We start from the raw sequence: 12,987 nt of genomic DNA, 5'->3' as shown, positions 1-12,987 counted from the left end.
TGCTTATCCTTTCTGCTTAATTCTGATCTAGTTGCTCTCGGATGAAGGCCAGTGTTTTTTCACACTCATCACGGTTGCCGACACTAATACGAATACAGTTCTTAATGGGGGAGCGCCTAAGAATGATGCCGTGATCCCACAACGCCTTAAATAAGGCGTCTGCATCCGGGAACTTCACCAGTATGTAGTTGCCATAGCCATCAAAAACGTGAACGTTATTTAGCATGCTTAAGCCAGCTTGAAGGTAAGCACGGTTGGCACAGAGATCGAGCACCTGGAATTTGGTTTTTGCTAATCCGGCAGGTGAAAGTGCCTGAACGGCAATGTCAGCCACAGGTACTGGTACCGGGTACGGAGCTATTACTTTTAATAATAGCTCGATAACATCGGCGTTGGCTAAGGTAAAACCACAACGAAGTCCGGCTAAAGCAAACGCTTTTGACAGAGTGCGCAGAATCACTAGATTCGGGTATTGCTCAAGCAGATCAACGGTTGAGGCCTCAGGGCAAAAGTCGATATAGGCTTCATCGACGACCACTAACGCTTTATTGGCCGTCATATCGAGCAGTGCTTCGATATCCTGACGTTTCATCAAGTTACCGGTTGGATTGTTAGGGCTACAAACAAAGACTAACTTGACGCCATCAAGATTGTCATGAATGGTGGGTAAATCCAGCTGCCAATCAGCGGTTAACGGTACTGATTTGGTCGCTATATCGAACGTTTCTGCACTGATGGCATACATGCCATAGGTCGGTGGGCAGTATAGGATACTATCTTGGTTTGGCTCGCAAAAAGTACGAATTAGCAACTCGATGCCTTCATCGGCACCACGCGAAGTCATCACTTGTTCTTTTTGTACGCCGGCATAATCGGCGTAGGCCTGGATCAGATCTACTGGCTGGCATTCACTGTAGCGGTTCAGGCGGTTGCAATTAATGTTGTATTCGTTGGCAAATGGCGATTCGTTGGCATTGAGCCAGATATCGCCACTTCCACCCAGGCGCCGAGCAGACTGGTAAGGCGTTAGTTCGCGCACGGTTTTCCGTGCCAGTTGTGCGATAGTCATGATTACGTTACGCCTCTTTATCGTTAATTTGCGATGTATTACACGCTTCTTGCTGCTGCAACTTCTCGATTCGAATCGTCACTGCGCGTTTGTGTGCATCAAGTCCTTCAGCTTCCGCCATCGTAACCACTGTCGGGGCAAGAATTTTAAGGCCGTCTGCTGTTAATTCCTGTACCGTCATGCGTTTAGAAAAGTCGGCTAAGCCCAGGCTTGAATAGGTACGGGTATAACCGTAGGTCGGCAATACGTGGTTTGTTCCCGATGCATAATCGCCAACCGATTCCGGTGACCAGTCACCTAAGAAAATCGAACCGGCATTATCGAGCAGCGGCACTAACTCTCTTGGGGTCCGGGTTTGTACAATCAGGTGTTCAGGCCCGTAATGGTTAGAAATCGCAATACACTGAGCCAGTGTTTCTGCCACAATCAACAGACTTGAACCTAAAGCCTGACGTGCGATGTCGGCACGAGGAAGTTCTTTAAGTTGTTGTTGGATGGCATCAGCAACCCGATCAGCAATACTAGGATCTGGTGTTACCAGCACGACCTGGGAGTCCGGCCCGTGTTCAGCCTGACTGAGCAAATCTGCCGCAATAAACGCTGGTTCTGCCGTGCTGTCAGCAATGACTAATACTTCAGATGGACCTGCTGGCATATCAATTGCCGCGCCGCGGAAGTCATTGCTGACCTGACGTTTGGCCTCAGTCACAAAGGCATTGCCCGGGCCGAAGATCTTATTGACAGAACTGACCGATTCGGTGCCATAAGCCATTGCGGCAATGGCTTGAGCCCCACCAACATTATAGATGTCTTTGATACCACACAGTTGAGCGACATAGAGGATCTCGTCGGCAATAGGCGGGGGCGAGCATAATACTACCTGAGAGCATCCCGCAATCTGTGCCGGTACGCCTAGCATGAGAACGGTTGAAGGCAGCGGTGCACTACCTCCCGGAATGTAAAGGCCTACTGAATTGATCGGACGGGTGACCTGTTCGCAAACGACGCCTGGCTGAGTCTCAACGCGCAGGGTATCCACCTTTTGTGCCTGGTGGAATGTTGCGATATTTTGATAAGCCTGCTGCAGCGCTTGTTTCATCTTATCGCTTAAGCGTGATGATGCCGCACTGACTTCTTGTTCAGAAACGCGAATCGACTCAGGCCGTACGCGGTCAAATTTTTCTGTCAGATCGAGCAGGGCTTCATCACCACGCTGACGGACATCAGCAACCACAGCGGCAACTATCGCGGTGATGTTTGCGCCCTCAGCAATTGCCGGACGCTGCAGCAAGGTATCTTGCTGGTTTTCACTCAGGGATTGCCAAACAACCGTTTTCATTGCCTTACTCCATCATTTTTTCAATTGGCAGCACCAGAATTGAACTGGCACCAAGCGCTTTTAGCTGCTCCATTGTTTCCCAGAACAGGTTTTCAGTGCTGACCAGATGAACGGCAACGCGGCTTTTATCGGCAGCGAGTGGTAATACGGTCGGATCTTCAGCACCTGGAAGCAATGCCGTGATTTTATCTAAGCACTCTGTTGGCGCGTGTAGCATGATGTATTTTGATTCTTTGGCCTGAATAACCCCCTGCATGCGGGTAAGAAGGCGTTCAATCAGGGCTTGTTTTTCTGTACTGAACTCACCATTGCGCTGTATCAGTACGGCTTTAGAGCGGAGGATCACTTCAACTTCTTTCAGGCCGTTGGCTTCAAGAGTGGCACCGGTTGAAACCAAATCACAGATGGCATCTGCCAGGCCTGCTCTGGGAGCGACTTCTACCGAGCCATTGAGCATACAAGGGCTGAATGTCACCCCTTGCTCGTCCATATAGCGTTTTACCAGTTGCGGGTAGGTTGTTGCAATACGCTTGCCTTGTAGATCTTGCGGGCCGTTATATTGGGCGTCTTTATCTATGGCAATGGATAAGCGGCAACCACCAAAATCTAGACGACGTAGTTTGTTGTATTCAGAGGGCTCGCCAAGTGCTTCACGCTCAAGGCCGACCTCTTCCAATTCGTTTTCGCCGATGACACCCAGATCAACAACCCCATCCATGATCAAACCCGGAATATCGTCATCACGGACTAACAGCAGGTCGATAGGCATGTTTTCAGCGTGTACAACCAAACGCTCGCCCACCAGATTAAATTTGACACCACATTGTTTAAGCAGGTTCTGGCACTCTTTACTTAGACGCCCTTTCTTTTGAATCGCAATTCGAAGTCGTTGTGTTTGCATTGTCATTTTTCCCTGTTTGTATTCTTGTAAAGCCAATCCGTGAATTTTTTGTCACTTAGAACGAAAAAACCCTCGGAAGCATTGCTCTTCCGAGGGTTTGAATTCTGTATTCATATTAACCGCTGGAAGAATTATTACTGTCTTCCAGAGTGAGGCGTATCCTCCCGAAAGACTAGTCAGGATGATGATGGTGATGTAGGTTTACCATTTGGATACGCATAATTATTTACTCTGTCGAAATCATTATTTACTTAGTGCTTGTCTTTCACACTAACGAAGCTCGTCTGTTTTTGCAACATTAAATTGATGGAAATTTTCAATTTCTAATCAAGTGGTGCCGGCAGGTAATAACCTGACAGCAAAACAAACGGGAGAAGGGCATGACTTCACCGCTTTTTTACAATAGAGAGCAGTCAGTTAATCAAAATCAGACATATATATCGAGCAGGTGTTTACGCGCTTTCTTTTTGGGCTGATCACTTTCCTGGTCATTGCTCTCTGCTTTTTTGGGTTCGATCTTCAGCCGTCGCTCATCAATAGGTGATGCCTGAGTCACTTTTTTGAGCTGATTTTGAGTGGGCGGCGGTAGTTTGTTGTTCGAATTGATCATGTTATTGCCTCATCAAACTGAAAGTGTCTGATGATATTATCGGCAATCAAGTGCACATCTTGAGTGTTTTTTGCTCACATATTGGTTGTAAAGTAGACAGTGTGTGGTAGGTAATCTTGTTAGAGAGTGGGATATCGATGTTAGGCTTTACAAGGAGTAAGCAGGTACTTACTCCTTATTTTCAGAGGGTTGATATTTTCCTAGATGGTAGTGTCATCCCTAATGGTATTAACCACAACATTTTTTGAATTTGTTACCACTACCGCAAGGACAAGGATCGTTGCGGCTGATTTTATTGCTGACTGCCGGGCTGATCGCAGGCGCAGTCGACTCTTGTGATAACGGCGATTCTTGCGGCGGTGACTCGGGGTAGTCTCCATCAATATAGAACCATTGTTGCTCACCATTAACTGGTTCTCTCAGAAAGCGAGAACGCTCATGTAAACAATGTTGTTCTTTACCCTCTTGGTAATAGGCTTTGAATTCGACAAAACCTTCATCGTTATCTGTGATTTCACTGCTGATGATATCAAGACCCAGCCATTGAGAGCTCACTGATTCGGCAATAGCCTCACGGTATTGCTCTGCCTGGCAACTTGGATGGTAGGTTGCGATAACAAAGTCTACTATGCCTAAAACATGCGCGCTGTATCGGGCGCGCATCAGTTGTTCTGGATGCTCTGCATGTATTGCTGACAGATGTATCGGCTGGCAGCACTTTGCCAGTGATTTCTGACTACCACAGGGGCAGGCTTGTTGAGGTTTTGACATGATTATTTTGTCGCTGCTTTCTCAAAAAAGGTCACCCATTTTAATGATTCATCATAGCGAGCTGCAACGTTTGTTTCGTTAATGCCAAGCTGTTTACTGTATTGGCTGACATCCTCCCACTGGGCCTGATCGTAGGCTGTGGCTAATTTGAGAATGGTGCCCAGTGTTCCGGTCTGGTTAACCAGAGCCTGTTGAACCTCTTCACTTAAAGGCAGGAGGGTGACCAGCTCATCAATAGGTTGATCTAATAGTGAATCAAGCAATGAAAAGAGTCCGGTTAAAAAAGCCTGATTGCCGCTAATCTTTGGGGTGACAAGTATTCCCAGTCGCTCGCAAAAATGGGCGCGCAGTAGCGATAAGCTGTATAACGAATGTGGTTTGCCTGCGAGCGCATGAGAGGCGGCTACAAAGGAAATAAAGCGTCGTAGTTTTTCTTCGCCCAGATAAACTAAAGCCTGTTTAAACGATGATATCGCTTCGGTACGTGCTGACGTCATGGTATTGACATGGCGCAGTAATTTATAGGAAAGCGTTACGTCGGTGGCGATGATACCTTCGACTTTTTTGTAATCGACTTCAGGCAGACAAATCTCCTGATAGAGGCGGATCGTCGTTAAAGCCGAAGGGGCTAAAGATTTACGCTGAACCATCTCTGGTTTGCTAAAGAAAAAGCCCTGGAAAAGGTCAAATCCCGCGTCGCACGCTGCAATGAACTCCTCATGGGTCTCTACTTTTTCAGCTAGAAACTTGAGGTTGCCATCTTTATGGCGACGAATGAAAAAGCCCGCTCTTGCTACAGGCGTTGAACGTAAATCGAACTTCACAATATGAATATAGGGTAAAAAACGATTCCATTCTTTACTGGGTATAAAGTCGTCCAGTGCCAGCATGTAACCTTTCTGGTGAAGCTCTGTCACTGCTTCTAATAATTCGTCAGTTGGTACACAGGTCTCAAGAATTTCAATGACGAAACTTTTCTTTGGAAACATCAGTGGGGTGCGCTGAATCAGGCTTGTATATGGAAAGTTTACAAAAAACCATTTACTATCAGTGGATTGCAATGAGCCAGACGTCATAAAGTTATCGATTAATAAGCGATTGGTTGCTTGCTCGTCACCGATATCCGGAAAGCAGTTATCTGGCCCGTCTCGAAAAAGCAATTCGTACCCTACGGTTGCTTTTTCTTTGTTCAGTATTGGCTGTCTAGCATGGTATGAATGCATGATGGCTAGCTCAAGCTATTAATTTATATTCTAAAAATATTATTTAAGATAATAATATCGAATGACAAGTCAGATAACAGATGCACTATCTTAACTTACGAATAATACAAATAATTATAGGTGTACATAGTGATAGTTGTAACATATTAAAGGAATGATCAAGAAAATCGAACAATATGAGACATCTGTTGTAATTATGGGTTTTTTATTCGTATTTTCGGTTGTATGTGATCGTATTCATTTTATATTAATCCCGCTAAATATCCTATTCTGGCTACAATGAAAAGGTACGCATGGCGTACCTTGTTGTCACTATCGATTGAAAAAATCTCTTTTTTCCAATCGATTACCTTCAGGTCTGCATACCAGCACCGAACCATGATCGTACCAGTCACCTAACACGATCCGAGTGGCGTTTTTTCCATCGACGGTTAACGTGTGTACGTCAGGGCGATGGGTATGGCCATGGATCATACTGAGTACGTTATGTTCAGCCATCACTTTGATCACCTCATCGGGTGTAACATCCATGATTGTCATCTTCTTAGCTTGATTATTCTGACTGCTGCTGTTTCGTATTTTATCACCGATCTTCTGGCGATAACGCAGGGGCAGACGGAAAAACAGCCACTGAATAAATCGGTTATGGACTTTCTTACGATAACGCTGATAAGCCTCATCTAAGGTGCACAGCGTATCACCATGAAGGATCAAGGTCGGTGTGCCATACAGGTCAATAACACTGTGTTGTGGCAACAGTTGTACGCCGGTTTCCTGGCTGAAACGCGAACCAATCAGAAAGTCACGATTACCATGAATAAAAAAGCAAGGCACGCCTGAATCGGTGAGTTGCTTAAAGGCATGTTTGATTTGCTGGTGGAAGGGGGAATTGTCATCATCGCCTATCCACATTTCAAACAAATCACCAAGCACATAGAGGGCATCAGTCCTTCTTGCTTCTTGTTGCATGAATGAGAGAAAACAATCAGTAATATCAGTACGTTCGGCACTTAGGTGCAGATCGGCAATAAAAAGTGTAGTCATAAGGAAGGATAGGGTGGCAACAAGGCCACCCTGATCGAAGAATTATTCTTCAATCGTTACGCTATTGATAGCCACTTCTTCAACTGGCACGTCCTGGTGTACATAACCCCAGTTACCCGTAGAGACAGCTTTGATCTTGTTAACTACGTCCATGCCTTCAACAACTTCAGCGAACACACAGTAACCCCAGCCATCAGGCGTTTCTGATTTGAAGTCCAGGAATTTATTGTCGTTAACATTAATGAAGAACTGAGAACTTGCAGAATGCGGCGCATTTGTGCGAGCCATTGCAAGCGTGCCGACCTTATTGCTCAGGCCGTTGTTTGCTTCATTTTTGATTGTTGCACGGGTTTCTTTCTCAACCATGCCAGATGCCATACCGCCGCCCTGGATCATGAAACCATCGATAACACGGTGGAAAATAGTATCGTTGTAGAAACCGTCACGGCAATATTGCAGGAAGTTTGCACACGTTTCAGGCGCTTTTTCTGAATTTAGCTCGATCTTGATGTCACCAAAAGTAGTGTGAAGCGTTACCATGATTCTGTCCTTTAATGGATGTATATAGCTTTTAAAGTATATAACTTTCTTTAACGTTGGATTTTATCTTATTAGTACCTGTCCATACAAATTTTGATCTGCTTGGTATCACCTGCGGTATTTTTCCTTGCCTTCATTTGCCATAAAAGGTGTAATTACTGCTCTTAATAGTAACCCCATAAAATGAGTAATTACGAGATATGTTAAAGATCTATAACTCACTGACAAAACAGAAAGAGGCATTCAAACCCATTCAGCCTGGTAAAGTAGGCATGTATGTCTGTGGGGTTACCATTTACGATTTGTGTCACATTGGTCATGGTCGTACTTTTGTATCTTTCGATGTTGTATCTCGATACCTACGTTACTCTGGTTATGATCTGACATTTGTTCGAAATATCACGGATATTGATGATAAGATCATCAAGCGTGCAGCAGAGAACGGCGAGAGCTGCGAATCATTGACCGAGCGCCTGATCGGTGAAATGCACTCTGATTTTGATGCACTGGGTATGAAACGCCCTGATATCGAGCCGCGAGCAACAGAATTCATTGCTGAAATTATCACAATGTGTGAGCGTTTGATTGAACGAGGCTTTGCTTATGTTGCCAGCAATGGCGATGTTATGTTCGAAGTGAGCAAGTTCGAACAATATGGTCGGCTGTCTAAACAAGATTTGGATCAACTACAAGCTGGTGCACGTGTTGATATTGACACGGCGAAACGTTGTCCGCTTGATTTCGTATTGTGGAAAATGTCTAAGCCAGGTGAGCCAACATGGGAATCTCCGTGGGGTCCAGGACGTCCGGGCTGGCATATCGAATGTTCGGCAATGAATTCTGCCATTCTTGGTGACCACTTTGATATTCACGGTGGTGGTTCTGATTTACAGTTCCCGCACCACGAAAATGAAATAGCACAGTCCTGCTGCGCAACAGGTTCACAATACGTGAATACCTGGATGCACAGTGGCATGGTCATGGTTGACCGTGAGAAAATGTCTAAATCACTGGGTAACTTCTTCACCATCCGTGATGTATTGGGCTATTACGATGCCGAGACGGTTCGCTATTTCCTGATGTCTGGCCACTATCGCAGCCAGCTGAATTACAGCGAAGATAACCTTAAGCAGGCGCGCTCTGCTCTTGAGCGTCTTTATACCTCTTTGCGTGGTCTTGACTTGACGGCGAAAGCGGACGGTGGAGAAGAGTTTGTTTCCCGCTTTAAAGAAGCGATGGATGATGACTTTAATACCCCGGAAGCCTACTCGGCACTGTTTGATATGGCACGTGAAATTAACCGGTTGAAACCTGATGATCTGGCTGCGGCCTCTGCGCTGGGTGCGCGTATGCGCGAGCTGGCTGATATTCTAGGCTTGTTGTCTCAAGAGCCAGAAGCTTTCTTGCAAGGCGGAGCCGGAGAGAGTGATGATGTGGCAGAAATAGAGGCCCTGATCCAGCAGCGTCTGGATGCCCGCGCAGCAAAAGACTGGGCAGCTGCTGATGCGGCTCGTGATAAGCTGTTGTCGATGGATATTATTCTGGAAGACGGCGCGCAAGGTACGACATGGCGCCGTAAATAAGCCTTAATTACTAATAAAAAACCGGAGCCAGTGATGGTTCCGGTTTTTTTATGTCCGAAGGAAGGCTTATACCGATTGATATTATTAAAGAATTACCGACTAATACAAAATGAAGGCGGTACACTGCCGCCTTTCAGATGAACAATGAAATTTGATCCAGTATCACTTTTCGAAAATAATGTGTTCCAATTCGAGCGCCACTGATCACAATAAAAGTAGAAATTCGAAAATGTTCATTTATTACTGATTATTATGCTTTCCGATGTATAACCCCGATGTACTTTGTTTGCCCCAAATGAAAGTACAGATTGCTAAGGATGATAATAATGAAAAAAATATGGCTTGCCGCTGCCGTTGGCAGCACCTTGCTCGCATCTCCCACTTTTGCCCAATCAACTCCAGATTCCAATAAAATCGTGGTTGCCCATCGTGGTGCCTCGGGATACCTGCCAGAACATACCTTACCGGCCAAAGCGATGGCTTATGCCATGAAGCCTGACTATATTGAGCAGGATGTGGTGATGACGAAAGATAACAGGCTAGTGGTACTGCACGATCACTTCCTTGATCGCGTTACCAATGTCGCCCAGATTTTCCCGAGTCGTGCCCGCGAAGACGGCCGTTTTTATGCGATTGATTTTACTCTTGCCGAAATCAAGCAGCTGAGCGTGACTGAAGGCTTTAACATTAAAGATGGTAAGCAAGTTCAGGGTTTCCCCGAGCGTTATCCGATATGGAAGTCTGATTTTAAGGTGCCGACCTTTGAAGAAGAAATTGAGATGATCCAGGGGTTGAACAAAACGCTGGGTTACGACATTGGCATTTACCCTGAAATCAAAGCGCCATGGTTCCATCGCCATGAAGGCAAAGATATCAGTACCGCGGTGTTAAAAGTACTCAAAGACTACGGCTATACCGACAAAGCAAGTAAAGTCTTCCTTCAGTCTTTTGATTTTGAAGAGCTTAAGCGTATTCATGACGAGCTAATGCCAGCCATGGGTATGGATGTGAAACTGGTTCAGCTACTGGCATACACCGACTGGAATGAAACCATGGTGTATAACAACAAAGGTCAAGCGCAGCCATACAATTACGATTGGATGTTTGCAAAAGGTGGGATGGAGGAAGTTGCCAAATATGCTGATGGTATTGGCCCGTGGAAGCCAATGGTGATATCTGATCAATCAACCAAAGGGAATATCAAGCTAACGGGGTTGGTGAAAGCGGCTCACCAGCATGGCATGCAAGTGCATCCTTATACATTCCGTGCAGATACGGGTCGTATTCCGGCGTATGCAAATAATTTCAACGATATGTTAGATATTTTCTATAATACCGCAAACGTTGATGGGGTCTTCACTGACTTCCCGGATCGGGCTGTAAATTACCTGTCAGTCCAGCAATAATCTGTTAAATAAAAGACAGATCGCCATCAGGGCGGTAACTCGTGGTGGCAATAAGGCGACGCTGTGTTTGGCGTCGCTTTTTTTTGCTTGTTGGTTTTTATTTTTAGCCCTGAATAAAATGCGGCTAGAGCTGTTCAGGCAGTTCACTGCCACAGTTTTTACAGAATTTCGCATCAGATTCATGGCCGCCACGGGTGCAGTTCATACAGCGGATCAATTCCCGTTGAGCTTTCATCTCCTGACTCAGTTCTGCGGTGATAATGCCGGTCGGAACGGCCAATATGGAGTAACCGAGCAACATGGTCATGGATGCAACTGCTTTACCGAGAAAGGTGTGCGGAACGAGATCGCCATAACCGACGGTAGTGATGGTGACAATTGCCCAGTAGATACTTTGCGGAATACTGGTAAAGCCATTGTCTGGCCCCTCAATAACAAATATCAATGCCCCGAAAACGGTCACAAGAATGAATACGGAGCTGAAAAATACCAGGATTTTTCGTTGGGATTGAAGTAAAGCACGCAGTAAGATATTGGAATCTTTGAGGTAACGTGCCAGCTTCAATACCCGGAAAATACGTAATACTCTAATCAAACGAATGATGAGTAAGTAGTGGGCACCGGGAATCATGAGCGCAAGATAGACCGGTAAAATGGCAATGAGATCGATGACACCAAAAAAACTCCGCGCATAAGCAAGCGGTTTAGGTGAGCTATATAGCCTCAACAGGTATTCAACGGTGAAAAGGAGCGTAAAAACCCATTCACCGTAAAAGAGGATGTTTGCGTACTGCTCTTGAATATGGGTGACTGATGAAAGTATGAGAATCAACTCTGAACTCAGTATTGCGAGGATTAACACAATGTCAAAGTTCTGCCCCGCACGGGTGTCGGTACCAAAAATGACTTCATAGATCTTTTGCCGAAGGGTGAGTCTGGACATACTATTTCTTTGCTGAGTTATAGGGTTAACCCTAGCATAAAGAAGAAAAGTGGCTTAAGCCAGAGTAGCAGTAGCAAGAAGGGTTGTTGAAAAGGATTACGATTTTATCGTAACCCTTTTCATTTGTGCAACGTTATGCCAATCCAGGGAACAGGGCACGTAAGCCTGTGGCAATAAACTCGATCCCTAATGCGGCAAGGATTAAGCCCATAATACGTGTGATAACGTTAATACCGGTTTGGCCCAGAAAACGCACGATGATCGGGGCACCGCGGAATAACAGCCAGCAACAAAACGCAAAAATGCAGATGGTGAGTGCAATGCCGATTGTATTCGGTAAGCCTGGGAATCGAGCACCATAGACAATGGTCGAGCTGATCGCGCCCGGTCCCGCCATTAAAGGCATTGCTAAAGGAACGACACCAATTTGCTCTCGGCTTGCCGATTCAGATTTTTCTTGTTTATTCTGTTTATCTTCACCCAGCTTACCACTCATCATCGAGAAGGCGATGGTAAGCAGTAGTAACCCCCCCGCAACCCGGAATGAATCAAGCGAAATGCTGAACATATCCAGCAAGAATTGCCCGGCGAGTAGTGAGACAATCAGAATAACCGTGACTGCAATATTGGCCGTAAAAGCGGTTTTGTTTCTTTCCTCTTGGCCCATGTGCGAAGTTAATGAAACAAAGATAGGCATGATACCTATGGGGTTGACTGCTGCGATAAGACCGACGAAAAATTGTAGGAAAATGGCGAATTCTAAAGACTGCATTGTTTGACCATCAGACAAACGTTGATAAAAAAGAAGATAGCTTCTTGAACTGAGCAGAGTATCTCTGTCATCGGCGACACTTTAAGCTAAAGAGCGTAAATCCACCAATTAAAAATAGTTATATCAAAACCTAAACAATCTTATGAATTTTAAAGTGTTAATAGGCTGTAAATATACGGGTGACTGTATTACCCTTAGTGGGTGAACAACGTGCCAGTCAAATGTGAAAAAAGATTAGTCAATCAGCTTTAAAAAACGTGACAGGTATCGCAAAGGGTGATGTTTATTCTAATAAATGAAAGTTTATTACGTAATATTCACAACTAGTGATAACAAGAAAATTCACATCGTACTGAGGGGTCAAGTAACTAGCTCACAAATTTACTCTGTAAGGTGTTGATTATGGCTTCTGCAGATCAAAATTTGACGATTTTTACTCCTTTTAAATGACAAGTGATCTAAATCAAATTATTTCACGGTGTGAAATTTTATAATCAGTTTTGAAAGCGATTTACTAAGCATGTGTGTTGCGGGATTGTTGGATGAATTCACTACCTTCCTGCCGCTTGAAAGGATTTAAGACGTATCCTTACTAAAAAGTTTTTAATATTAAGTTAGGAGTTAACTATGCCTGTAACGAATATGGCTGAACTAGATGCAATGGTTGCCCGTGTCAAAGCTGCTCAAAAAGAGTTTGCGACTTTCTCTCAAGAGCAAGTTGACAAAATCTTCCGTGCTGCATCTCTGGCGGCGAACAACGCGCGTATTCCTCTAGCTCAACAAGCT

Annotated in this window: 12 protein-coding genes and 1 other annotated feature; of the genes, 2 read left to right on the top strand and 10 right to left on the bottom strand. The window is 45.0% G+C overall.

Translation table 11 applies throughout. From position 1 onward, the window contains the following. Positions 1-16 precede the first annotated feature (16 nt). The 8 genes from hisC to AC2204_RS12510 form a co-directional block, all read right to left on the bottom strand. Entirely contained in the window at positions 17-1,069 is a 1,053-nt protein-coding gene (gene hisC, locus AC2204_RS12545; RefSeq protein ID WP_318925916.1) for a histidinol-phosphate transaminase, read from the bottom strand. Between the two features lie 7 nt (positions 1,070-1,076). Next, positions 1,077-2,408, bottom strand: coding sequence for a histidinol dehydrogenase (gene hisD / locus AC2204_RS12540; RefSeq protein WP_318925914.1), 1,332 nt, complete (start codon positions 2,406-2,408; stop codon positions 1,077-1,079). Between the two features lie 4 nt (positions 2,409-2,412). Then, positions 2,413-3,309, bottom strand: a complete 897-nt coding sequence (gene hisG / locus AC2204_RS12535) for an ATP phosphoribosyltransferase (protein ID WP_318925913.1) — start codon at positions 3,307-3,309, stop codon at positions 2,413-2,415. A gap of 60 nt (positions 3,310-3,369) precedes the next feature. Continuing rightward, positions 3,370-3,506: a sequence feature (His leader region), on the bottom strand. Between the two features lie 230 nt (positions 3,507-3,736). After that, a complete protein-coding gene (locus AC2204_RS12530; RefSeq protein ID WP_318925912.1) occupies positions 3,737-3,919 on the bottom strand; it encodes a hypothetical protein in 183 nt (60 codons plus the stop codon). A gap of 228 nt (positions 3,920-4,147) precedes the next feature. Beyond that, positions 4,148-4,690: a YchJ family metal-binding protein gene (locus AC2204_RS12525; RefSeq protein WP_318925910.1), complete on the bottom strand. Its 543-nt coding sequence runs from the start codon at positions 4,688-4,690 to the stop codon at positions 4,148-4,150. A gap of 2 nt (positions 4,691-4,692) precedes the next feature. Beyond that, positions 4,693-5,913: an EAL and HDOD domain-containing protein gene (locus AC2204_RS12520; RefSeq protein ID WP_318925909.1), complete on the bottom strand. Its 1,221-nt coding sequence runs from the start codon at positions 5,911-5,913 to the stop codon at positions 4,693-4,695. A gap of 312 nt (positions 5,914-6,225) precedes the next feature. After that, the gene (gene lpxH, locus AC2204_RS12515) at positions 6,226-6,957 is read right to left on the bottom strand and encodes a UDP-2,3-diacylglucosamine diphosphatase (RefSeq protein WP_318925907.1); all 732 of its coding nucleotides are present in this window, start codon (positions 6,955-6,957) and stop codon (positions 6,226-6,228) included. A 42-nt stretch (positions 6,958-6,999) separates the two neighbouring features. After that, positions 7,000-7,497 carry a peptidylprolyl isomerase gene (locus AC2204_RS12510; protein WP_318925905.1) on the bottom strand — a complete coding sequence of 166 codons (498 nt, stop codon included), beginning with the start codon at positions 7,495-7,497 and terminating at the stop codon, positions 7,000-7,002. Positions 7,498-7,697: 200 nt separating this feature from the next. Here AC2204_RS12510 and cysS point away from each other — a divergent pair, with 200 nt between their 5' ends. Together cysS and glpQ are read left to right on the top strand one after the other, a co-directional pair. Then, positions 7,698-9,080: a cysteine--tRNA ligase gene (cysS, locus tag AC2204_RS12505; protein WP_318925903.1), complete on the top strand. Its 1,383-nt coding sequence runs from the start codon at positions 7,698-7,700 to the stop codon at positions 9,078-9,080. 326 nt (positions 9,081-9,406) lie between these two features. Continuing rightward, positions 9,407-10,486, top strand: coding sequence for a glycerophosphodiester phosphodiesterase (gene glpQ, locus AC2204_RS12500; RefSeq protein WP_318925901.1), 1,080 nt, complete (start codon positions 9,407-9,409; stop codon positions 10,484-10,486). Between the two features lie 124 nt (positions 10,487-10,610). On the opposite strand, the gene AC2204_RS12495 is transcribed toward glpQ, so the two are convergent. Together AC2204_RS12495 and AC2204_RS12490 are read right to left on the bottom strand one after the other, a co-directional pair. Then, positions 10,611-11,429, bottom strand: a complete 819-nt coding sequence (locus AC2204_RS12495; RefSeq protein ID WP_318925899.1) for an ion transporter — start codon at positions 11,427-11,429, stop codon at positions 10,611-10,613. 133 nt (positions 11,430-11,562) lie between these two features. Further along, positions 11,563-12,201 carry a YchE family NAAT transporter gene (locus AC2204_RS12490; protein ID WP_318925897.1) on the bottom strand — a complete coding sequence of 213 codons (639 nt, stop codon included), beginning with the start codon at positions 12,199-12,201 and terminating at the stop codon, positions 11,563-11,565. Between the last annotated feature and the right edge of the window lie 786 nt (positions 12,202-12,987).

This window comes from Photobacterium sp. (assembly GCF_057456235.1).
This window is presented reverse-complemented; position numbering and strand designations above follow the sequence as displayed.

Bases quoted from the DNA above. Each gene is read 5' to 3' on its own strand.
- hisC (WP_318925916.1), bottom strand. From the start codon at position 1,069: ATGACTATCGCACAACTGGCACGGAAAACCGTGCGCGAACTAACGCCT.
- hisD (WP_318925914.1), bottom strand. From the start codon at position 2,408: ATGAAAACGGTTGTTTGGCAATCCCTGAGTGAAAACCAGCAAGATACC.
- hisG (WP_318925913.1), bottom strand. From the start codon at position 3,309: ATGCAAACACAACGACTTCGAATTGCGATTCAAAAGAAAGGGCGTCTA.
- AC2204_RS12530 (WP_318925912.1), bottom strand. From the start codon at position 3,919: ATGATCAATTCGAACAACAAACTACCGCCGCCCACTCAAAATCAGCTC.
- AC2204_RS12525 (WP_318925910.1), bottom strand. From the start codon at position 4,690: ATGTCAAAACCTCAACAAGCCTGCCCCTGTGGTAGTCAGAAATCACTG.
- AC2204_RS12520 (WP_318925909.1), bottom strand. From the start codon at position 5,913: ATGCATTCATACCATGCTAGACAGCCAATACTGAACAAAGAAAAAGCA.
- lpxH (WP_318925907.1), bottom strand. From the start codon at position 6,957: ATGACTACACTTTTTATTGCCGATCTGCACCTAAGTGCCGAACGTACT.
- AC2204_RS12510 (WP_318925905.1), bottom strand. From the start codon at position 7,497: ATGGTAACGCTTCACACTACTTTTGGTGACATCAAGATCGAGCTAAAT.
- cysS (WP_318925903.1), top strand. From the start codon at position 7,698: ATGTTAAAGATCTATAACTCACTGACAAAACAGAAAGAGGCATTCAAA.
- glpQ (WP_318925901.1), top strand. From the start codon at position 9,407: ATGAAAAAAATATGGCTTGCCGCTGCCGTTGGCAGCACCTTGCTCGCA.
- AC2204_RS12495 (WP_318925899.1), bottom strand. From the start codon at position 11,429: ATGTCCAGACTCACCCTTCGGCAAAAGATCTATGAAGTCATTTTTGGT.
- AC2204_RS12490 (WP_318925897.1), bottom strand. From the start codon at position 12,201: ATGCAGTCTTTAGAATTCGCCATTTTCCTACAATTTTTCGTCGGTCTT.